Here is a 21866-nt window from a genome sequence, read left to right on the forward strand (position 1 = left end):
GCGACATCTGGCCGGATCAGATGCGAACCTTGGCCGGATGCCGGAGAATACGCATTAGACAGTGCCAGACAGGGAAGCGGCGTTCTACGGAATAATATCTGCATCGATGAAGTGTTGTGCGAATGCCTGAACAAGAAACGTGAAAACATCCAGTCTGAGGATGTAAAAGCAGTCCGTGAAATGATGAAGGAGATACCTGGCTGGGAATATGTTACTCAGGCAGTCAGTGAACGTGAAGAAATCTGCATGACAAAACGGTTCGGTCCCTATGGGGTTAGTGCATACTTCAGACGGATTCAGCCAGCTTCCAATGCTGAATGAGCCGAAATCTCGTCTCATTTTTTACACGGAAATTATTGCAGCACAAGAAGTTGCGTGTAAATGTAAAAAATTAAGCACGCAACTTCTTTTAAAAAAATCAGTATTGCTGTGGGAGGTATGCCGGAATAAATTTCGGAGTCCTGCTGTGGATTGGCAGAAAAAGTAAAAATTTCCAGAACCAATTTTGTAGCTCTGTAAAATTGCCCATCTGTTGATCCAATCAGTAAATGCATTCCGAATCTGTTCCGGCACACCTCCCACATTCCTCTTTACTGATCTGATTCTGTAAAGGAGGAACCACCGATTCCAAAATACTTCTCAAAGAAATTCTTCAGCTTGTCAATCACACTCTGTTTCTTCTTTGCATGGCTATCGCCACCAAAGCGAGAAACGGGCGGCATAATCTTTTCTATATCAGTACCAGTAGTCTTGATCTCACCGTCTCGGAATGCATTTTCAAGAAACTTTCTTGTTTCTGATTCTTTCAACTTCTCATCCTGAATGATCTGCTCCAGTTCCTTTTCACGCTCCTGAACAACATAGTCATGCCATCCAGCCAGAACATCATCAACATCGTTGACACCGGCTATAAAGGTCTCAATCAGCCGTTTCTTGCTTCTCAGCTCCGGGCTTGCATCAACGGCCTTTTGAATGGTTATAAGCACTTCCTTATCATCGCAGTGAGCATCGTGGTACTTCTTGACCAGCATCAGGATGTAGTCGATATTGATCTCAATCTGACGGATAAGTTCAACCTCAAAAACGATGTCGTCACTAATATCGGTACTCTCACCGGCTTCACGCTTGCGTTTCCACTCATCACGGAGATCCTGATAACGGCCAAGATAATCTTGAAGATCACGCTCGGATATCAATTCTTTCCCCTTAAATTCATCAAAGGAAGAAAGCAAGTTTCTCATACGAAGAATGGCACCAAACAGAGAGATAAAATCTTTTTGATTTTGCTCCCCTATAATCTGTGGTTCTTCAAGTGAAAACTTGACTTTCAATTGTTCTACCAGATCCACATATCCCGGTTTTGGTACCCCATCCTGGGCAGCATATCCATAATAGTAATCCTGAAAGCTTCGGAGAAGAACAATACCACCGGCATTTTTATCGCCAAACAAGGAGATAGCTGTATCCACACGTTTTTGAAGATTCCGGAAGCAGACGATGTTTCCAAAAGTTTTTATGGAATTGAGAATACGGTTGGTTCTGGAGAATGCCTGAATCAATCCGTGCATCTTTAGGTTCTTGTCCACCCAAAGTGTGTTAAGAGTCGTTGCATCGAAGCCGGTCAGGAACATATTGACTACAATCAGCAGGTCTAATTCCTTGTTCTTCATCCTCAGGGAAACATCCTTATAGTAGTTCTGGAACTTCTCACTGGATGTATCGTAATTGGTATGGAACATCTCATTGTAGTCCTTGATCGCTGCATCAAGGAAATCACGGGAACTCTGATCCAGAGCACTGGTATCCTCAGAGTTTTCTTCATCCAGAATGCCATCAGCTTCAGCCTCATTTGCTCCGTAGCTGTAAATGACAGCAACACGTAGCTTCCTGGTTGGATCAGTAATCATCTGCTTTTGGAACTCTTGATAATACAGCTTGGCCATTTGAACGGAAGCAACGGCAAAAATGGAGTTAAAACCGCTGATCCGTTGCTTCTGTTTAATTTCTTCAACGGCACCCCTGCTGGCAGAGGCCACTTCTGAAATATTGATTAGAGTGCTAAACTCATAGCTTTTATCACCGCGATAAGTTTTCTGATCAAAGTGATCCAGAATATAGCTGGTAACACCCGAAATCCGTTTTGGAGCCATAAATGCCTTTTCACGGTTAATATCCCAAACATCTTCGTCTTGGATATCCTTATCCATATCCATGGTCTTGATATAGTCAACGTGGAACGGCAGTACATTATCGTCATTGATTGCATCCACAATGGTATAGGTATGGAGTTGATCTCCAAAGGTCTGAGCCGTTGTAAAGAACTGTGAATTGCGAATGCTCCCGGTGTTTTCAGGAAAAATCGGTGTTCCGGTGAACCCAAACAGATGATACTTTTTGAAATTCTTGACGATAGCGGTGTGCATATCACCAAACTGGCTGCGGTGGCACTCATCAAAGATAAAAACTACATGCTGGTTATAAACCGCGTGGCCCTTATTCTTATTGACAAAGGTAGACAGCTTCTGAATGGTCGTGATGATGATATGGGCATTCGGGTCTTCCAACTGCTTTTTCAGAACTGCCGTGGAGGTATTGCTGTTGGCAGCACCCTTTTCAAACCGGTCGTATTCCTTCATGGTCTGGTAGTCCAAATCCTTACGGTCTACCACAAACAAGACCTTGTCGATATAAGGGAGCTGCGATGCCAACCTTGCCGCTTTGAAGGAAGTCAGTGTTTTGCCTGACCCTGTTGTGTGCCAGACATATCCGCCACCATCAATGCTGCCGTACTTTTTATAGTTATTTGCAATCTCAATTCGGTTGAGAATACGTTCTGTTGCAGTAATCTGATAAGGCCGCATAACCATCAGCATGTTCTCTGAAGTGAAGATGCAGTATTTGGTCAGGACATTCAGAATTGTATGTTTGGCAAAAAACGTTTTTGTAAAGTCAATCAGATCTGGAATCACACGGTTACTGGCATCAGCCCAAAAGCAAGTAAATTCAAAACTATTGCTTGTCTTTTCTCTTTTGGCTTTCCCAGATTTAGCGTCTTTGATTGCATTAAACCGGGTGCTGTTGGAGTAATACTTGGTATTGGTGCCGTTGGAGATCACAAAGATCTGTACATACTCAAACAAGCCACAGCCAGCCCAGAAGGAATCTCTTTGATAGCGGTTAATCTGGTTAAAGGCTTCCCGGATGGCAACGCCACGGCGTTTCAGCTCGATATGTACCAACGGCAAACCGTTTACCAGAACTGTCACATCATACCGGTTATCATGATTAGCTCCGTCTTCTGTGCCGACCGCATACTGGTTAATGACCTGAAGGCTGTTGTTGTGGATGTTTTTCTTATCAATCAGAACGATATTTTTGGTAGATCCATCATCCCGTTTTAGAACCTGAACAAAGTCCTCCTGAATCTTTCGGGTCTTCTCAACGATATGCTCGTTTGGATTGGCAACGGCCTCATTAAAGAACTGGTTCCATTCTGTTTCAGAGAACTGATAGCTGTTCAAATTCTCCAGCTTCCCACGAAGGTTAACGATCAGATCCTGCTCCGTGTGGATATGCAGATACTCATAGCCCTGTTCGCAAAGGAGACGAATAAATTCCTTTTCCAATGCTGCTTCGCTCTGGTAGCTGTCAGAACGAGCCTTGACCGGCTCATATTCGGTAACAACGGTATCTTCACTTGTGGCTGCGACAATGTTGAAATAGCTCATTGATCTACCTTCTTTGCCGAAGATTTACACCATCACTCGTACAAGCCCTTTTCCTCACGTTCATGGCGAATATCTCGTAAGGATTTTCCGTTATATTCCCAATAAATCGGGCCTTGAATGGCATAGTTGATTTTCAGAACCACGGAGGCAAGGGATGAAAGAGAATACGATTGTCCCTGGTACTCAATTCGTCTGTCATCACAAACAGTAGCAACTACTTCGGGGTGACCGATAAGTATGATCTCTGTCCCAACAGAAAGCCCACACTTGAACAGAGATATTGGGGAACGTCTTTCTTTTGCCTCGTTTCTGATCTCGTCAGCAGTTACTTCATCAAGAATCTCATGCCCTTCCGGAGTCAATCTTTGCAGCTTATCAAGTGTGCCACTGATCGTTGCGATACTTTCAAGCAAAGCATAGGCATCTTCGGCAGTCATGGCATAAAACTCTTTTGTGCGGGTCTTGCCGTCAAAGGTGTCGATTGCCCGGAGATCGGGATTTAAGCTGTCAATGATACTGTGCAGCTGCTTGTCCTGAAGGGGAGCCGTAACTTCATATGTGGCATAGACACGGAAAGCAAACGGAATGCATTCGCTTCGGTTCAGTTGGGCGAGACGCTTTTCAATATCGGTTGCATAGCCGATCTTCACATAATCAGGAAACGATGGATTTGTCAGGATATATATAACGCCTGCTTTTTTATCTGTGCTCATACAGTCGCCTCTTTAAAAGTCAGTAGCTTGTCTCGGTAATACTCGTACTGCTTTTGACGGGCAGCAACTTCTGTTGGCAACCCCTCAGTGATACTAGCACATAAACCACTAAAAACATCTAATTTTTCCACAATAGCCTTTTGTGCATCAAGTGAAGGTAGGGTGAAATGTAGTTTTTTTAAATCCGATATATTAAAATTGCTTACTGTAGAGCCAACTTGTTCTACACGAAAAATTTGCTCTCTTACCACACTTGCTTGTAGCTCATATAACAAATACCTTGGCAAAACAATATCTTGATTCGGACGCAATAATACCACTCGCTGTCCTTGACAGCATACAAACCCTTCAGGGACAATACCAATATTACCTATTGGTGCTTCTCTTGAAAATAGTATATCATCTTTCTTCGGAGCAATTCGCTTAATTCTGCTTTGATACTCTTCCTCATCTATATACGACAGATTCGTCGTATCAATAATTCCGTTAACAAGATTATAGTTTCTTATAACGGGAACACCTGATTCTTTCCACTTTGGCGAAGTATGTGGGCAATCCACTATTTGACACACATCCTCTAATGTGTATACCGCTCCCTCGATATTCATCATGCCATCCCTATAATACTTATACTGTTTCTTTCTTGCTGCAAGCTCTGCGGTAAGCTCTGCGGTAAGCTCTGCGGTAAGCTCTGTGAAAGTGTCCAGAATGCGGACAATCTCACGCTGGACTTCAATGGGAGGGATAGGTACTTTAATGTCTGCCAACTTATCAGGAGTAACTTCAATTACTTTTATTCCATGAACTAACTTTCGCTTTTGAGAAAAAAACAATATGGAATTGAAGTAATAAGTAAGATACTTTGCATTTTGATTGTGGTGGATAATTGCAGTATGCCCACTAACAGCAATATCCTCATTACCAAGCCAAGCTACGCACTTACAAACATCTTCAATATTTTCACTGGTCACAGCCATCACAATATCGTTTGTGACTGCCATCTTCTGCTTCTTGGCCTTATCACCACTAATAAATGTGATAGTTTTTTCCGTAAACAATCCATAACTTGTATATATCTGACCGTAATGAATACATGGAATTCCCACTTTACTAAAATCGCTTTTTTGGAAGTTGCCACCTCTTGTAATTGTGGCAACTTCGCCCAACTTTTTATATTCCACTCCATCTGGACAAAGTTTCCGAATCAGTTCATCTAATCTGCTCATTCTCACACCTCGATCTCTTCGATGATGTTCCGAATGGCTTCTCTCAATTCATTTTCCCGAGTAACGATTTCTTCAATCTCAGCGTTTAACTTCACAATGTCCACTTTTTCCCGGGTATCCTCTGCCTCTATATAGGTAGAAACGGAGAGATTGTAATCATTTTCGGTAATCTCTTCATAAGTAGCCAGATGAGCAAAGTGTGCTTCTTCCGCACGGCCTGCAAAGGTGTCAACAATTCGTTTGACATTGTCCGGAGTCAGCTTATTGTTGTTGGTTACCTTGATGCACTCGCTGGAAGCATCGATAAACAAAGTCTTGTTGTCAGTCTTGCTACGCTTCATAACCATAATGCAGGTTGCAATACTGGTGCCGAAGAACAAATTGCTGGGTAGCTGAATTACACAGTCAATGAAGTTGTTGTCAATCAGATATTTGCGGATCTTTTGCTCTGCTCCACCACGGTACATAATGCCGGGAAAGCAGACTATTGCAGCTGTACCGTTTGGAGCCAACCAATTCAGACTGTGCATGATGAAGGCAAGATCTGCTTTACTCTTAGGAGCAAGTACCCCGGCAGGAGCAAAACGAGGGTCATTAATTAGCAGGGGATTCTCGTCACCTGCCCACTTGATGGAATAGGGAGGATTGGAGACAATCAATTCAAAGGGTTCATCATCCCAATGCTGGGGATTTGTCAGCGTATCTTCACAGGCAATATCAAACTTATCAAAGTCGATATCATGTAGGAACATGTTGATACGGCAAAGGTTATAGGTAGTAATATTGATTTCCTGCCCGTAGAAACCGAGGCGGACAGCTTCGTGACCTAAAACCTTTTCTGTTTTCAGAAGCAGCGATCCAGAGCCACAAGCAGGGTCATAGACCTTGTTAATCTCTGTCTTGCCTACCGTACCAAGCCTGGTCAAAAGTTCGGATACATCGGCAGGGGTAAAGAACTCCCCGCCTGACTTACCTGCACTGGAAGCGTACATGCTCATTAGATATTCGTAGGCATCACCGAATGCATCAATATCATGGTCCTTGACATCGCCAAGATTCATGGCAGCAACGCCATTTAGCAGCTTGACCAGTTTTTCATTCCGCTTAGCAACGGTGGAGCCCAGCTTATTGCTGTTGACATCAAAATCGTCGAATAGGCCGGCAAAGCTGTTTTCTGAAGCACTGCCCTGTGCTGATTCTTCAATATGTCGGAATACTTTCTCAAGCGTTTCATTTAGATTCTCATCCGTAGGGGCAGCGGCTCTGACGTTTGAGAATAGTTCTCCGGGGAGAATGAAGAATCCTTTTTCCTGGACTAGCCCCTCTTTTGCTTCCTCGGCTTTCTCGTCCGTCATCTTGGCATAGTCGAAGTCCTTGTTACCAGCCTCAGCCTCACCGCTATTAATGTAGTTGCAGAGGTTTTCCGAAATGTAGCGATAGAACATGGTGCCAAGGACATAGTTTTTGAAGTCCCAGCCATCGACCGCACCTCTCAGCTCATCCGCAATTGCCCAGATTGCCCGGTGCAGCTCATCACGTTCTTGCTCTTTCTTTGTATCTGCCATTTCCTCTACCCCCGCTAAGTTATAATGTTTTTAATTTCCTAATACTATATCACATTTTAGGCCGAATGCGGCAATTATTAAAGAACAACACAATTATTGGCATTATGGTTTTTGAAGGAAAATTCACTGCTCTTTTTCTCTCCGTCGGCACAAAATGTTTGATGAACCAAAAATGCAAAATATGCGAAATCTTCAGGAAATGAACGATCAAAAGCAATTTTATTAATTGATATATAAGAGGAAAAACAGGCCTTTCGCCTCGCGGATGGTCTGTTTTCCCTTTAACAAATATTCTCAATTGCATTTTTTTCATAAAATGTTTTCGATGTCATTATGACGTTTTTAAAGATATTTTTTTTACTATTTGCATATAATAGTCTATGTCAAAAGGAATCCAATACATCTCATCTGCCCACATTTTCAAGCGTCTATAATTATCATGCTCCGGATCACTTACAATTTTTCTGAATTCAGCATATCAGTCTATGCCGCCAACATCTTCTGGAGGAGCATTTCCCACGCCCATTATACAACGGGGCATCGCGGATGTGTAAGCCTCATTTATGCCTACGAATTCACAAAATTTTTATGCCAAACAATGTGCAAAGAGTTGTTGATGGTGCCGGGTAATTGGATAGTATGCAAAAAAGCTGGAGTTTCTCTGCCAGCCTTAAGCCCTTTCGCCAAACAGGTCATCAAATGCTGCAATTGCTTCAAGAATAAAAGCGGTTAGTTCTGATAAGACATTCTCATAAGAGCTACTATTAAGAATGGAGGCTGGAAAGCACCTATTCTCTAAAAATATACTATTTTTGCTAAGGGGCAATTCAAGAGGAGTTTTATCTGCTTGAAATCCGGTTTTTAAATCAGTACATAAGTTGGCTCTAAAACACAATTCTGAAATTAAATTTGTGGGGCGTTCATATTGAATACGTAATTCATTAAATCTTTTTTGTTTATCTTCAGATAGTAAATCCGCCTTCCTAAAGACCCGAGAGTTAATAGGCTCAGTATATTCAATTAATGGGCTCAATAAAGTACGTAGATTTGAGATAAAGTAGTTTTTGTACCAAGTCATCTCATACATTTTTTCAAACTCAGACCATGTTAACAGCCTTACATTCGAAAAGCGTGCCGCTTCTATAGCACTTGGTTGAAATCCCTTTTTGGAAATAAGCAAGCCCAAATTTGCACCCGAATCATTAACTTGCATTCTAAATGAATGTACAATAGCTTGAGGTATATTAACGTTCCAATTTTTGCACTCGCAAATTATTGTCTGCTTTGGAACCCCGTCTATTTCAGCAAAAACATCTACTTCAAGTTTCTGCGATCGTGCAGTTTCAATAATCTTTGGTGATTCAGCCTGATATCCGCAATTGACAAAAATCCTCTTCACGTAATCTTGAAGTTCTATCCATGATTGTGGTTCGTGTTTGAAAATCAAAATAATTTTCTCCCTTTATAAAATTGTATTGATTTATCAAAGATTTTTCTTTTTCTGTTTTATTTAATCTCGCATCTATTAAAAATCGCTCTCTTTTATCAATATCACGGCTAGTTGGTTTGTAATAAGTTTTAAACAAAACGGAAACTTCTTTCTTTTCGGCGAGTATTATTCCCGTAACATAATGCATCGGTACCATTATGAGAAACTCATATGAACCGTGAGCTATATAATTTTATACGTTTAATACCATGCCATTATTATCTCGCCACTTAACATACTCTTCAACATCTGATTCCACCAGTTTCCAACATACTGCAATTACGGCCGCATCATCAATATATCCTAAAAACGGTATGCTATCAGGAAGAATATCTATCGGAGACACAAAATAAATTAGAGCACTGGTAACTGCAATAACAGAGCCTATTGGTATATCCGTATATTCCTTTTTTACAAAACTTCTTATTAAAGATACCATGATAGGAATATTTGCCAACCTATCACCCGCCAGAGGAATTACTTTTAATTTCATTTCAAGACGCTGTAGAAATTTTTCAAATTTGTCTGGATCATTTAATAGTTTTTTTGCTGGTTCATATCCTTTCTCCAATTCTTTTTGAGCCTTTTGCTCATTAAAACCATTGTCCATACTCATTTTATTCTCCTTGATTATAGAACTTCTCTAACAAGTTCTGATTTATCGTTCTGTTCAGAACAATTTGCCTTTTTCTACAAGTGTATAAAACCAAGTAAAGCTCATCTGAAGTTATTCATATCCCCGGGTTTCAAATACCCATTGCTGCCTTTATCACGAACAAGAACTTATTGTCAATCGTTATAGGTTGAATTAGGTTTTAAGCTTTCATATCCACTTGAAGAATCGACATTGAATTCAATATTATTATCACTCAGTAACACCCCCCCAACTTCTGTTGAATCAATCTCATTAACTTTGATATATCCTCTACTTCTGTTCTAATTAATTTACCGCTCTTTTTATGGGACAGATCGGCATATGTTATAACAAATAATTTGAAATTATTGTCTCTGGCCCATTGTTCTTTACGCAAATCATAAATCTTTCGTTGTTCACCGCGGGAAATACCACTAACAGTCATGCGTTTATCCATAATCGCAATTGGCTGGTAATGCTGTTTCTCTCTATACTCAACTATAAGATTATTTTCTGGAAAGTACGCATCTACAGAAAGTTTTGCTCTTCGTCCCGATTTACCAGGGTCCCCTAGTAAATCATTAAATTTTTTTTGCCACTCATAATTCTCTTTTAATACTTCAGAAACTAAATCCAGAACATATTTTTCATCGCTATCTATCCGCATTCTAACCTCCTCTGTTCTTATTAAAAGGCAGCATTACACTGTTCGAATTTTTGAATTGCTGTTGGCAAGTCTAAGGGGGGCCCTTGGGCTTGTCCTATTAAACAAACTGCAAAGTTTATGCACAAACAATTAACATTGCTCTTATTCGGCTTCAACGGGAATCACGGCTTTTGCTATTTTATCAACCATTTGTTTAATGCTGGCTCTTTCCTCATCAGAATACGTACCTTCAAATTCTGTATCACCAATTGCCTTTTCACTATGGAGCAGCTTAATCATTGAAACATAATCAAATAAAGTTTCGACACCATCGTTGTTAACAAGATATGTGGTGGTATCATCGCCGTCTCTTAACATTTTGATATTCATAGAGTCTCCTCCTTAAACGTTTTTAAGTTGTATTTTTTTACACGTTTCTTTATTGAGGGTTTCCCGCCATCGGTTATTTCAGCGATGTAATCCACCATGCTTTTTCCATCAATCTTTCCTTCCAGTGGTTGTGAACAGATATTAATTTTTCCGTTCTCATTTCTGCAAAGGACAATGTTTTGTGCATCACCAAGCATTGGTATTGTGGCGTTATGTGAGACTAGAATTATCTGTTTACATGTTTTCATTTTCTTGATGGATTGAATAAGATCAGAATTTATGTAGTTCGTTGCCAAGTTATCTTCGGGTTGGTCGATAATAAGTGGTGCTGCATCGCGATCATAGCCAAGAATAATATCAAGCAAAACTGCCGACTTCCATCCCGGACTTAAGGATTCAAACGCTTGACCGTCTTTTGTAATAATCTTATACGTTTTTCTGTTCGACTTTTCAATTTCTGCGTATATATTCTTCTTGGCAATATCATAGCTACTTATTTTAGGAGATTTTTTTGAAAAATGATCAATCAATAAACTCTCCGGTGTAATACTTGCAAAATCAGCAATTTTATATTCTGTTTTGAGGAACTTGTTGATGGCAACCAAAACAATATCTTTACTTAGACTAAAATGGTTTTCGATACTTAACTCATGACCCATAACTGCTAACGAATCTGTATTACACTTAACATCGTATTTTGCAATCTTCCCAAGTGTCAAATAAAAAGCATTTAGATTTGCGACATATTTTTCAATTAATTTATATAATTTTTCGAGATTCTGGCTTTTGCTCTGCTTCTCCATATCTTCGCTTTTTAGTTGCTCGTCAACCGACCTTTTTTGAGCAGAAATGATTTCATATATTGCTCTTTCAAATTTAGATATTGTATATGCGTGTTCAAGTTCAGCCTCAACTGCATTAAGTTCGGTAGAGATATCATTACAGAATGGATTTGCCAATAAAAAGTCACCGATTTCTTTTAAGTGGCTTGCATACTCGTCATGCTTTTGAGATTTAAGCGTATATTTGAGTTTCTCAACTGGATCAGGTACAAATGAAAATATTATATTCTTTTTTATTTTTCCTTCTACTATCAAGCGTGATATTATTGGGATGCGTGAAAGTTCGTCACTATCATCTTCCAACTTTTTCGCACAGTTAATCAGAGAATATACATCATTTTTGACTTCCGACAAAGCTGCTTGAATCTGTTTATCAATTTCTTCATCAAGTGGAAAAACTTTGCTTACCATGTCAATCTCTTCTATTCCTCGATCTTCATTAGAAAGAATAGACATTATAAAATTCTGGTTAATATAATGTGGTCGTAGATTGGCAGGGTTTACAATCTGAATATCCGCTATGTCGAACTGCGAATAATTGCTATCCGAAAAGTCCTCGCTGGTTTTCCTATAAATGGAATCGACAAATAGAGTTTTGCCACTTGACGAGCCACCAATAACCACATTTAGTCCAGGTAAAAGATTAACATCAATAGAAATCTTTTCGTTTTGCAATGAAACCTTTCCAATATATTCTGCCCAACATTCAGGTCTAGTGTCACTATAAGAAAACCGAGAAGCCTCCGAAAGAGATAGCCGTAATCCCTCAAATGTTGGTGAAGCAAACATCCATGTAGGTAAAAACCGAGAGGCCTCGGCTTCCTTTGCTTGTGGATAGACGCTTGGATTATAGTTATCAGAACATGTAAGTAGATTTACAAATTCCTTTATTCCTAGACGCTTAAAATACAACTGCGTTTCTTCAAGTCCGTCGTTGCTTCTTGCGGTAAAACCGTCAAACTGATTATAATAAATGCTTCTTTCTAGAGTAGAATCAAATTTTACTCCTGCAGGTATGGACTTATCAAATGTGCTGTGAGATTGTCCACCATGCGGTAATAAAATAAATTCGTATTTATCAAATATATTAACAACGTCAGAAATTGAAGGAATCCCATCCACACCCTTATTAATCACTTTGTTAGGGTATAACAAATCAAGAAGGCGGTTTATATCATCAATAACAGCCTCGTTAATCGAATTGACATTAAACAAAATATGGCAGTGATATGGAGCTTTCTCTCTATAATTCTGAATATGCAATTCAACGGCTAGAACCACTCTGTCGGTAAGTTCAAGTAGATGCAAATATGCCGTTTTATTAATCGTATTGTGATCTGAAAGAGCAATAAGGAAGTTATCCCCTGCAATTTTTCTTACGTTTTTGAGTAGATTTTTTACATCGTACTCTTCATTGAGCTGGTTTGGGTTATCTGATGTGTGAATATGTATATCGACGAAGACAGGCTCCATACTACGTAACCTCCCTCATATGTGTTTTCTCGCATAAATCGAATGTGTAAACTTCCTCTAATTGCTGAGGCTGTTTGAAAATGAACTACAGTGCTATTTCTTTAACAAAGCAAAAATATAATTACTAATAATAACGCAATTTTTGCACTCCTATAGGATACTGCACCACCACTTTAAAAATCTCCGCGTTTTTACACAGCCTGTGCTATTAAAAGGCCCGGCGGACGGAAGCCCTGGGCTTGTCCGCTACTTATGAATAATCAGACCAGGCCATGCCTTCTTCGCAGAGTTTAATTTTATTATAGTCAGCGTTCTTCTTATCAATTGCTCTTTTCAAAACATCATCGAGAAAAATATTTGGATTCCAACCTTTTATTATTTTTTCGATAATAAATGAATCTATCCCAGATGCCTCTATACCGAGGACTGGATTTGCTAATCCAATCATATTTGGAATTGACCATCTTAATAGCTTAGTAAGAATATTTGAGTCAGTTTTTCCTTTCTTGAGTAACTCACTAATAAATTCATCTTCAGAATAGTTTTTATCAAGATACCATTGCCTAAATTTTTTACCATTAATATTATTTCTTATTTGCAAAATATCTTTAATAGTTATTACATTTTTAAGGTACAGCTTTCCGAGGTCTGGTACACGTTTTAAAATCAGCATTTTACCAAAGATCTCTAATCCATCATTTTCTTTAGATAAGTATGGACTGAATTTAATTTGAAGATAGCTTTTTACAAATCCATCAAATATCATATTTTTTGCTTTTAATGCTTCCCCATATAGCAAACATTCATTTAATGAAATAATTCTTTGCACGTTTACTATGTCTTTGGGTGAAATATTTTTAACATCCTTAGAGCTTTTAAATAGTTTATTTTTATTTTTACTAAACTCTATTTCAAGCTCATTCAAAATTTTATTATGAAAATCTTCACTTATAAGCTTAACGCTTTTACTCTCTGCTAAATAGAGCACTTTAGTTATTTCATCATTTGAACTTGGATACAATATTTCTAATTTTTCTTCAATATTTTTTAATAAATCTACGTATTCAAACATAGCTCCGAAACCAAATGTATTATTATCATTTTCTATTAGCGGAGAAACAAAGCCTTTATCATCAACTACTTTTAGTATATTAGCTTCTAAAAGCATCGACGTGTCCCTAAGTCCAAAAACATCAATAAAATTACTTAAGCGCATAATTTTTATATATATACGATCATAGAGTAATAAGCTTGTTATAACATCAGACGATATTTTGTTTATAATAAGATCCTTGTTGATTGGTGGTGCTGTACCAAAAATCAAAGTTCTATCCTTTCTTAAGTCATCTTTTATTACTTGTGAGGATAGCTTATCAAAAAAATTATTTATATAAGCATGCGAATTTTCCATAAAGTAGTCACCTTTTTATATTCTTGAGCCTTTTGAAATTCATGTAGCGGTATGTCCTATCTGACCTTACTTGAATTTGCATAATCGCTCAGGCTGTGTGCAAACGAAATGCTCATTTTTAAAATCACCACTGCAATGCTATTTTTTCAATAAAGTAAAGGTATTATCACCAATAATGGTGCAATTCTTGCACTTTTATGGGATACTGCACCACCACTTTGAAAATCTCCGCGTTTTCACACAGCCTGTGCTATATTATACAGTTTGTTCTATCTCTTATCTTCCTTCTTTTTCCAATAATAGTCAACCCCTATTCTGACAAAATTCACCAAGAGTAAAACAAGAAGAACAGCAGATCACTGCTGTTCCTCTTGTTTTGCTTCCGATACTCAATTTTTTCCTTACAACCCATGTCTCTTGGTCATTCGGTAGAATGTACTTGGCTTTAAACCCATCTGCTTCATAGCAGCAGTAGCTGTGATTTCCCCCATTTTCAACCGGGAACAGACCTTTTGGAATATAGCAGGATCAACTTGAATTGGTTTTCGCCCATGATATTTGCCCTGCCTTTTTGCAATCTCAATTCCTTCTCGCTGCCTTTGTAGAATGTAGTCACGTTCCAGTTCGGCTACGGCTCCGAATATTGTCAACATAAACTTTCCTGATGGGGTGGTTGTGTCAATTGCTTCCTTCTTGGAAATAAAGGCTACCTGCTTCTCTGAAAGCTGCTCCATCAGCTCCAGCAAGTCTTTTGTATTCCGGGCAAACCTGCTGATAGATTCTACAATCACGACATCTCCCTGACGGACATAATGAATCATCTTTTTAAGTGCGGGGCGATCTTTGCTTTTTCCACTGGCTTTATCAATATATAATTGTTCAACGCCAAGTTCTTTCATAAGTACTTCCTGCCGTATGGTATTCTGTTCCTGTGTACTGACTCTTACATATCCAATTTTCATTTAAAGCAATCCTTTCGTTTTATCTCTTGTGATGAAATCTGTCTCAATAGGGTGGTCATTCTTTTTGGCATAGTTCAAAATAGGAAAAGCAAGTCTAATGACATACTTTTTACCTGTGCCATTGGGCTATACCCTATTGAATCGTAGTTTGTAATCCTTTTTCAATTTATAAGTACTATATGCATTTTTTAAGAAAATTATTTATAAGCAAAAAAAACAACAGCCTCCGCGTATAAGCGAAGACTGCTGTTTTTCTTTTAAGTACTCAAGTTTTAGTTTTCGGAGAACAAAGCTTTTTGGGTGAGGGCATCTGCTCGGTCATTATAGGGATTGCCGCTGTGACTTTTAACTTTTTTAAATGTCACTCTAAGACCTTTACTGATCAATTGACGATACGCATTTTGGTACATTTGAGAAATCTCGGCGTTGGCTGCCCATTTACCGGTCGCCCAGTTTTCCACTCCAGTATAATCATAACAAAGCCGGACATTTCGATAACCACTGCGAAATGCTTGCTCTAATCCAGCTAGGGCACCAAACACTTCTCCGGCAACATTTCGACTTGGAAGGTATCGAGAATCGTTTCCAGAACCAGAAAGCGATGTTTCATTACCATCCTGATCAATCATGATAACGCCATAAGAATATCTTTTTAGGATGTCATCATAACTTCCGTCACAGTAAATTATCAAATCATTTTCTTGGAAACAGTCATCGACCGGCGTTGCCTTCGACTTTAAGTACGCTTCCGCTTCTTCAAGCGTACCAAAGCTTTTAATTTGATTACTCGGATAACCATTTACAGCTGCTTTGCATTCATTTCCATCGGACGTGATCCCGGCTAAATAGCCGACCTTAATTGCATAAAACTTTTGATTCATAGTAAAACCTCTTTCTAATTAAAAAATTTATCACCGCCCTTCTCTTATTTGCAGATCGACAAAAATAGCGTGAAGAACAATTGACATATTAATATATGCAAAACTTCAAAAAAATATTAGATTTATTGAAAAAAAGAAAAGTCTCCGCATCTAAAGCGAAGACTTCTCTTTTTTTCCTTATATTAATTCCTTCAGGAACATTTCACAGCTGCCAAAGAAAGTAAACAGCATTTTCATAATCACTGCTGCGTCTGTGCTTGTTCCTTTCCACGGGCAATTCCAATTTGCTGAAATAATCTTGGATTCATCATTATACCAGAGCTTGGCTCCCTGATAGGTTTTATTGTGTTGATTGATGTTCTGGTAAATCTGTAATGATTCTTTCGAAACTCGATACAACTCGGGCAGAATGACTTCTACATTTCTATCCGTAAAAATCAAATAAATGTCTTTCGGCTCAGATGCAGGTTTTAACGTTTCCTGAATACGAAGAACAATCTGATCCTTCTCTTGAAAATACTCTGGTTCATAGTGACAATCTCTTAGTTTCTGATCAAGGAGTTCCTGAACCGGGGCACAAGTTGTTTGAGAAATATTTGCGGAATTAAACAAAGAAACCATTGGTGTCAATCGTCTCTGCTTTTGAATCATACCTATAAGAGCTTCTTCAAATGTCAGATGACTTCGCTGCATCCGTGAAGTCACGGTTGCTCTGGAAAAATGATAGAAGGCCAAGGCATCTGTCTGGCTGAGAAACTCAACCCCATCAATTGTGCAAGGCACCACAGTACCACTTGGATGCTTTGCCTGTTTTCGTTCCATGGCAAGCCGGAGCGTTTCATTTGCTGAGAGATGTTCCTTTTTCTTTAAGGCATACAGATAAGAAGGTTGAATTCCAAAATGCTCCGCTGCTTTAGAAAGGCTTAGAAAATGCTGCCCTTCATATTCACATTCACTTTTCTGAGCGGAAAAAGTGTTCATACTGGTATGTTGCTGCTCAAGGATCTGCTCCGGGGCCATTCCTCGGTTTAGCTGAGCAACCACTGTCGGGTATCTCAATCCGTTATCACGGCAAAACTGTGAAACAGAGACATATCTGACTCCGCTGCAAAAGATGGGCTTTCCAATGGAACTCTTTTGATATTCTTGAGACAAAATTTCTTCAGGAGTCAGTCCCTTTTCAAGCATCAGCCTGCGAACCCACCCGTATTTCAAGCCGTACTTCTTACAGAACTCATTTAATGATGGATAGCGTGTACCACCAACCATAATCTCTTTCATAGAATAAGCCTTTCTTAAATACACTAATATATTCATTCTGTGAAGAAAATATTTACAGTTTGAACTGTACCAGATTGCTTTTAAGAAAACAACCGTATTTTGTCTGAGGAAGTCTTGTGTGGGAAATTGCCGGAATAAATTTCGGAGTCTTGCTATGAAGTGATGGACAAAACAGAGGGAAATTCCAGAATCCCTTTTGTGGTTCAGCAAAGGCTGTTAATCTGTTAATCCAATCGGTAAATATGTTCCGAATTTGTTCCGGCACCCCTCCCACATCCCCTCTTACTTTATTTACAAGGAATGCCCTAAACCGCAACGGTTTTCTTGTAAATGTAAAATTGTCGGTGGCCAAAAAAGCTTTCTATGAAAGCTATAAATGTGCTCTTTCCCTGTCCAAATTTAAGAACAGCAAAATATATAGACTCTAGTGTGAACTATTCAGAGGTTTGTATGAAGCTTCTTTGCTGTTTCGTAAGGGCTTTGGGAAAGTAACTGTAGTTTGTGTATAAAGGCAGCAACCACTCAGTCTGGAAGCCATCGTCTTTAGGACTATGCCAACTTTGTTGTTTTCTGAATAATCTCCATAATAGTTAATGAGCCACCTATTGTGCAATAGGTGACTCATTTTTTGGGGATTATTCAATTTCCAGTCAAAAACCATTTTAATACTATAGCAAATTCAAAAAAATGTCAATGCTTTCTTGCGGGTAGGTGGCTCATACAGATCTTTCCGACTTAGCGAGCTGTCATGTGACTCCGTACTAATGCCGTAGAATTATGTGAAAATTAAGTGAAAATTATACCAAGTCAAAAAATAATTAAGTGAAAATTACGTGAAAATTATACCTAGCCAAAAAATAATTAAGTGAAAATTATGTGAAAATTATACCCAGCCCTTTTATTAGGACTATATTAAACATTTTTATTTGCAACATTTAGCCCAATAATGGTACTATACATATTTTTTTAATAATCTGCATATAATAATTAACTTGAAAAAAGGGATATTACTCTGTGTGGATATTCGCCTTTTTCTTCTTATGTATCTCTCATCATCAAATCTTGACAGCAGGCCTATTAACACCGTATAATCACAGTAAAGGGCGGTGGATTGTGTGACAGATACTGAAATATTAAATGCCATGAAAACCATTATTGGCGAAGCAGAACAGCGGATTTCAAAAAACACCATTGTCCTGATGGAATCTGAATTTGCCCCCAAATTTGATTTGCTGGCGGAGGGGCAGCGAGCTATATTGGATAAACTGCCAAATGAGGATGATCTTGAAATCATGAACGGCAGGATCGCTACTCTTGAAGCAATTGTGAGAAAGCTCTCAAAGGAAGTGGCGGAACTTAAAAAGGTAAACTGAATGCCCATTTCATACGGGAATTCAGCGAGGCATAAAGAAAGTAATACAGCGGGCCTATTGTGGCTCGCTGTTACCGTTTCTACGGTGTCTTACCATTCATTGGTTTTTATATGATGGTGCTGATCCGAGTCCTGAATTCGAAGTTGATGAGTAGATTTTATAGGAAGGAATTACTATGAAAGAAAAGTGGATTGAAGTTGATCCATTTGGATCATTATATTTTGAAAGTATTCTTGTATATTTTAATGAACCAGATTTATTTGTTTGTACAGATCAATCGGAGAAAAAATACTTAGGTGTATTTCTTGATGAAAATAAAGAAATGCACCTTTTAGTAGAAACAGACAATCAAAATATTTTGTGCATGATTAACAAGGAAATTTCAATGGAGCAAGCATTTAGAAAGACAAAAGGTGGAAAGGCCTTTTATATTCTTTATGATGCTGTTACAGATAGATTCGCATCAAGGGAAGTGAAAATTTCTCAGGTGCAAAAAGAAGATCTTCCAGAATCAAATGTGCTCTTTACATTAAATGATGGTAACATCCAGAACTATCGGTCACTTTTACAAGAGCAAATCAAATTAATGTAAGAGAAAAGAACCGTTTCATCAGATAACCGAACATTTTCTTTATGAGTAAAAATAAATATCTCTCCATTCAACGACTGAAAACCAAATGGATGCTTTGACTGCTGCTAACATAAAGGGTCATATTACCAGGTCTTTCTTCTCTAAAATATATAAAGTGAGCCGCCTACCTTTACGAATAGACGGCTCATTCACAGGCCAGTTTAATTAGTTATAGGATTAAACGCACTTGAATTGATAGATTTTATCCCCCCGTTTTTCAAATTCAGAAAGAGGTTGTGGACAGGCTACCTTGCCAACAGCAAGCCAAATTCGATCCTGCAACGGGTCATCACTATTTGGAAGCTGGGTTGCGAAACCCTTTGCTTTTGTCCCATCTGGATGGATAACCAGAACCCTGACTAGCTGACCATTGCCCGATTCTAATTCCGCCATAAGATTCTCCCGACTCAGCAAGCTGCCCTGTGACTCTGTATCAATACAGCCGTTTGTGTAGCCAGACCGAGCTGCTTTGCAAATGCAGGTATCTGTTTCCAGACATGGTTGATCTGATGCCAGACAAATCCCATCTTGCTCTCGGGCCAAAGGACATTTTTTGATTTCTTTCATATACGTTTCTCCTCAATTAAATTTCCAACAGATTAATACTCCTAAAATGTTGGTTGTATTGTTATACGTAAATTTCAAAAAAAATATTGAGGTGACAGAGCGGGCAATCTAAGCTAATTTGAAATAAACTGTATGATAGACGATAAAAGAAAAAAGATAGGCCTTCATTAGAGCGAAGGTCTATCTTTTTTCTCTTATTAATTAAAGCGGTATCCAACTTCAACACCCCTGCCATTCCAGTAGATATAATAAACCGTCCAGAGTAGATCCAGTTGCTTGCTTTCGACAACTTGCCTACAGAGACAGATTTCTTTGCCAAGATACATATGAACCTCAACGACTTCGGTATCGGAGATTTGCTCAGAATTAGTACGAACCCATTCTTCTGTATGATGATGGGCTGGATCATCCGCACAGGTAACTGTTTCTCTCCATTCTTGGTAACCGCAGAGTCGGTTTTTCTCCGTGGCATCCTGAATAAGGGTTAACAATTCATCTTCAAATATCGGGGCGGTTCTTTTAGCTACCGGAATATTCTTCTTTTTATCGAGAATAATTTGCTCACAATAAAGCTCTTTTCGCATCGAATCAACAATATGGAAGGTCGTTCCCGGCAAGACTTTAGCCGCCGCTTCATAAACACCGTTATCGGTATTCCAGATTACAGCCACTGACCAAACCATTTGGCTTTTCTTTCTCCCGTCTCGGCAGCGTAAGTAATGCCGGTTCGGGTTTTTACAGGCGACATAGACTTCACCATTAGAATTCGCTTCTTTAAATTTAACCAAAATGTCCACTTTTGTCACTCCTTTTGCCTGCTATTATACTTATTTGATTTGTTTTGTCAACTTTTCTGATTAAAATAGTTGAAATGAAAATGTTCCGCAAAAAATCACCTGTTGCAGTTTTTGCAATAGGTGATTTTTTTGTGTTAAGTTTTGTTTATGTTCATCATCTACTCAAAATAGAACAAATCCTCAAACTTTTTATCCAATGCAATACAGAGAATTAACGCAAGTTTTGCAGTTGGATTGAATTGCCCTGTTTCAATAGAACTGATCGTGTTTCTGGATACACCCACCAATTCAGCCAGCTCTCCTTGCGACAAATTCTTTTCTGCACGAGCAATTTTAAGCCGATTCTTTAAAATCAATTCACTTTTCATGCTCCTATTCCCAAGACTATTAAGATATAACAAGCAAGAAAGGAAACAGACGAAATAGACGCTAATATGGTAGATACCATTTCTGTTTTTGTTTTTGTAGCCCTATACTTGCCATACGCTTCCGCCGACATATAAGCGAAAAACATACTGTATGGAATAAAATTGTTTTGCTTTGTAAAGATGTTAAAAAACATAATGATGATAAAAACAGAACAAAAACCCATGGCCCCGTAACGGCGACCATTATTGTCCGCATAAACGGTTCCTTCATCTTCTTTTTGTTCGCGGCTTCTTTTTAGAATTTCCTCTTTATCCATAATAAAGTCCCCAATCCAAGTAATATTGCTATTATGACAAGTTTTCTTGTCTGAACTGTAGTATAGTACCGCCAAGTTCTCTTGTCAATACCTTTTGCAAAGTTTTATGTGCAAACGCTATGGCTCATAATATCCTCGAGTCATCGTTATTTCAATAATCTTAAGCAACCATTGTATAAATCTCACCATATATATAAAAAATCCATGTGCAGGCTTGAATCCTAACACATGGATTAGTGGAGCAGGGTATGAGAATCGAACTGCTTCATCGGCTCGAGAAACTTAAGAACTTTTATTTCTATATAAAATTCAAAAGAGAGGTGGCACCCCGCAGGATAACCTCCCTCTCTTCAATGGCTGATTTTATCGTTGCTCGCCAACCTTTGTCTTTCGACAAAAATACGTTTCTGGTTTTATCGTTGCCAGCCAACCTTTGCCTTTCGGCAAAAATACGTTTCGAGTTTTTACCTTGTCAGCCCAAGCCCTACGGAATACCGCAGAAAGTTTCTATAAATATACTATACTTTTCCCGCTGAATTTGTCAAGATAATTTCTGGCGGGTACTTATGCTT

At 38.7% G+C, this 21866-nt stretch carries 20 protein-coding genes; 3 read left to right on the top strand and 17 right to left on the bottom strand.

Going from position 1 to position 21866, the window contains the following annotated elements; genetic code table 11:
- Nucleotides 1-321 (top strand): hypothetical protein (locus ABWQ15_RS03055; RefSeq protein WP_353907354.1); only part of this gene is annotated, 321 nt, incomplete at its 5' end.
- A gap of 269 nt (nt 322-590) precedes the next feature.
- On the opposite strand, the gene ABWQ15_RS03060 is transcribed toward ABWQ15_RS03055, so the two are convergent.
- From ABWQ15_RS03060 to ABWQ15_RS03120, 13 genes are all read right to left on the bottom strand, one after another.
- Complete coding sequence (locus tag ABWQ15_RS03060) at nt 591-3728, bottom strand: type I restriction endonuclease subunit R (RefSeq protein WP_353907355.1); 3138 nt, start codon at nt 3726-3728, stop codon at nt 591-593.
- A 32-nt stretch (nt 3729-3760) separates the two neighbouring features.
- Entirely contained in the window at nt 3761-4441 is a 681-nt protein-coding gene (locus tag ABWQ15_RS03065; protein ID WP_353907356.1) for a GIY-YIG nuclease family protein, read from the bottom strand.
- A complete protein-coding gene (locus ABWQ15_RS03070) occupies nt 4438-5667 on the bottom strand; it encodes a restriction endonuclease subunit S (RefSeq protein WP_353907357.1) in 1230 nt (409 codons plus the stop codon). Before ABWQ15_RS03070 ends, ABWQ15_RS03065 begins: the two co-directional genes overlap by 4 nt.
- A 2-nt stretch (nt 5668-5669) precedes the next feature.
- Nucleotides 5670-7232, bottom strand: coding sequence for a type I restriction-modification system subunit M (locus ABWQ15_RS03075; RefSeq protein ID WP_353907358.1), 1563 nt, complete (start codon nt 7230-7232; stop codon nt 5670-5672).
- A 670-nt stretch (nt 7233-7902) separates the two neighbouring features.
- Entirely contained in the window at nt 7903-8679 is a 777-nt protein-coding gene (locus ABWQ15_RS03080) for a restriction endonuclease (RefSeq protein ID WP_353907359.1), read from the bottom strand.
- A gap of 235 nt (nt 8680-8914) precedes the next feature.
- Nucleotides 8915-9337 carry a YkvA family protein gene (locus ABWQ15_RS03085; RefSeq protein WP_353907360.1) on the bottom strand — a complete coding sequence of 141 codons (423 nt, stop codon included), beginning with the start codon at nt 9335-9337 and terminating at the stop codon, nt 8915-8917.
- 253 nt (nt 9338-9590) lie between these two features.
- On the bottom strand, nt 9591-10022 hold the full coding sequence (locus tag ABWQ15_RS03090; RefSeq protein ID WP_353907361.1) for a hypothetical protein: 432 nt from the start codon (nt 10020-10022) through the stop codon (nt 9591-9593).
- A 141-nt stretch (nt 10023-10163) separates the two neighbouring features.
- The gene (locus ABWQ15_RS03095; protein ID WP_353907362.1) at nt 10164-10391 is read right to left on the bottom strand and encodes a hypothetical protein; all 228 of its coding nucleotides are present in this window, start codon (nt 10389-10391) and stop codon (nt 10164-10166) included.
- On the bottom strand, nt 10388-12706 hold the full coding sequence (locus ABWQ15_RS03100; protein WP_353907363.1) for a hypothetical protein: 2319 nt from the start codon (nt 12704-12706) through the stop codon (nt 10388-10390). Before ABWQ15_RS03100 ends, ABWQ15_RS03095 begins: the two co-directional genes overlap by 4 nt.
- Before the next feature lie 250 nt (nt 12707-12956).
- A complete protein-coding gene (locus ABWQ15_RS03105; RefSeq protein ID WP_353907364.1) occupies nt 12957-14117 on the bottom strand; it encodes a hypothetical protein in 1161 nt (386 codons plus the stop codon).
- A 401-nt stretch (nt 14118-14518) separates the two neighbouring features.
- Nucleotides 14519-15079: a recombinase family protein gene (locus ABWQ15_RS03110; protein WP_353907365.1), complete on the bottom strand. Its 561-nt coding sequence runs from the start codon at nt 15077-15079 to the stop codon at nt 14519-14521.
- 272 nt (nt 15080-15351) lie between these two features.
- Nucleotides 15352-15960 (bottom strand): ribonuclease H1 domain-containing protein, encoded by a 609-nt coding sequence (locus ABWQ15_RS03115; protein ID WP_353907366.1) that lies wholly within the window; start codon nt 15958-15960, stop codon nt 15352-15354.
- Nucleotides 15961-16137: 177 nt separating this feature from the next.
- Nucleotides 16138-17241 (bottom strand): hypothetical protein, encoded by a 1104-nt coding sequence (locus tag ABWQ15_RS03120; protein ID WP_353907367.1) that lies wholly within the window; start codon nt 17239-17241, stop codon nt 16138-16140.
- Nucleotides 17242-18356: 1115 nt separating this feature from the next.
- Between ABWQ15_RS03120 and ABWQ15_RS03125 the strand changes: the two genes are divergently transcribed.
- A complete protein-coding gene (locus ABWQ15_RS03125; RefSeq protein WP_353907368.1) occupies nt 18357-18614 on the top strand; it encodes a hypothetical protein in 258 nt (85 codons plus the stop codon).
- A 175-nt stretch (nt 18615-18789) separates the two neighbouring features.
- Nucleotides 18790-19206, top strand: a complete 417-nt coding sequence (locus ABWQ15_RS03130) for a hypothetical protein (protein ID WP_353907369.1) — start codon at nt 18790-18792, stop codon at nt 19204-19206.
- A 216-nt stretch (nt 19207-19422) separates the two neighbouring features.
- Here ABWQ15_RS03130 and ABWQ15_RS03135 read toward each other — a convergent pair whose 3' ends face one another.
- The 4 genes from ABWQ15_RS03135 to ABWQ15_RS03150 all read right to left on the bottom strand — a co-directional run bounded on the left by ABWQ15_RS03135 (nt 19423) and on the right by ABWQ15_RS03150 (nt 21294).
- The gene (locus ABWQ15_RS03135; RefSeq protein WP_353907370.1) at nt 19423-19812 is read right to left on the bottom strand and encodes a hypothetical protein; all 390 of its coding nucleotides are present in this window, start codon (nt 19810-19812) and stop codon (nt 19423-19425) included.
- Between the two features lie 197 nt (nt 19813-20009).
- The gene (locus ABWQ15_RS03140) at nt 20010-20609 is read right to left on the bottom strand and encodes a hypothetical protein (RefSeq protein ID WP_353907371.1); all 600 of its coding nucleotides are present in this window, start codon (nt 20607-20609) and stop codon (nt 20010-20012) included.
- A gap of 158 nt (nt 20610-20767) precedes the next feature.
- Nucleotides 20768-20977 (bottom strand): helix-turn-helix transcriptional regulator, encoded by a 210-nt coding sequence (locus ABWQ15_RS03145; RefSeq protein WP_353907372.1) that lies wholly within the window; start codon nt 20975-20977, stop codon nt 20768-20770.
- Nucleotides 20974-21294, bottom strand: coding sequence for a DUF6442 family protein (locus ABWQ15_RS03150; protein ID WP_353907373.1), 321 nt, complete (start codon nt 21292-21294; stop codon nt 20974-20976). Before ABWQ15_RS03150 ends, ABWQ15_RS03145 begins: the two co-directional genes overlap by 4 nt.
- Nucleotides 21295-21866: the final 572 nt, after the last annotated feature.

The organism is Oscillibacter sp. (genome assembly GCF_040505565.1).
Taxonomy (GTDB): Bacteria; Bacillota; Clostridia; order Oscillospirales; family Oscillospiraceae; genus Oscillibacter.

What these genes read in the sequence shown, in the direction of transcription:
- ABWQ15_RS03145 (WP_353907372.1), bottom strand. Translation starts at nt 20,977, where the DNA reads ATGAAAAGTGAATTGATTTTAAAGAATCGGCTTAAAATTGCTCGTGCA.
- ABWQ15_RS03110 (WP_353907365.1), bottom strand. Translation starts at nt 15,079, where the DNA reads ATGAAAATTGGATATGTAAGAGTCAGTACACAGGAACAGAATACCATA.
- ABWQ15_RS03085 (WP_353907360.1), bottom strand. Translation starts at nt 9,337, where the DNA reads ATGAGTATGGACAATGGTTTTAATGAGCAAAAGGCTCAAAAAGAATTG.
- ABWQ15_RS03150 (WP_353907373.1), bottom strand. Translation starts at nt 21,294, where the DNA reads ATGGATAAAGAGGAAATTCTAAAAAGAAGCCGCGAACAAAAAGAAGAT.
- ABWQ15_RS03095 (WP_353907362.1), bottom strand. Translation starts at nt 10,391, where the DNA reads ATGAATATCAAAATGTTAAGAGACGGCGATGATACCACCACATATCTT.
- ABWQ15_RS03115 (WP_353907366.1), bottom strand. Translation starts at nt 15,960, where the DNA reads ATGAATCAAAAGTTTTATGCAATTAAGGTCGGCTATTTAGCCGGGATC.
- ABWQ15_RS03070 (WP_353907357.1), bottom strand. Translation starts at nt 5,667, where the DNA reads ATGAGCAGATTAGATGAACTGATTCGGAAACTTTGTCCAGATGGAGTG.
- ABWQ15_RS03090 (WP_353907361.1), bottom strand. Translation starts at nt 10,022, where the DNA reads ATGCGGATAGATAGCGATGAAAAATATGTTCTGGATTTAGTTTCTGAA.
- ABWQ15_RS03120 (WP_353907367.1), bottom strand. Translation starts at nt 17,241, where the DNA reads ATGAAAGAGATTATGGTTGGTGGTACACGCTATCCATCATTAAATGAG.
- ABWQ15_RS03065 (WP_353907356.1), bottom strand. Translation starts at nt 4,441, where the DNA reads ATGAGCACAGATAAAAAAGCAGGCGTTATATATATCCTGACAAATCCA.
- ABWQ15_RS03130 (WP_353907369.1), top strand. Translation starts at nt 18,790, where the DNA reads ATGAAAGAAAAGTGGATTGAAGTTGATCCATTTGGATCATTATATTTT.
- ABWQ15_RS03105 (WP_353907364.1), bottom strand. Translation starts at nt 14,117, where the DNA reads ATGGAAAATTCGCATGCTTATATAAATAATTTTTTTGATAAGCTATCC.
- ABWQ15_RS03135 (WP_353907370.1), bottom strand. Translation starts at nt 19,812, where the DNA reads ATGAAAGAAATCAAAAAATGTCCTTTGGCCCGAGAGCAAGATGGGATT.
- ABWQ15_RS03060 (WP_353907355.1), bottom strand. Translation starts at nt 3,728, where the DNA reads ATGAGCTATTTCAACATTGTCGCAGCCACAAGTGAAGATACCGTTGTT.
- ABWQ15_RS03075 (WP_353907358.1), bottom strand. Translation starts at nt 7,232, where the DNA reads ATGGCAGATACAAAGAAAGAGCAAGAACGTGATGAGCTGCACCGGGCA.
- ABWQ15_RS03100 (WP_353907363.1), bottom strand. Translation starts at nt 12,706, where the DNA reads ATGGAGCCTGTCTTCGTCGATATACATATTCACACATCAGATAACCCA.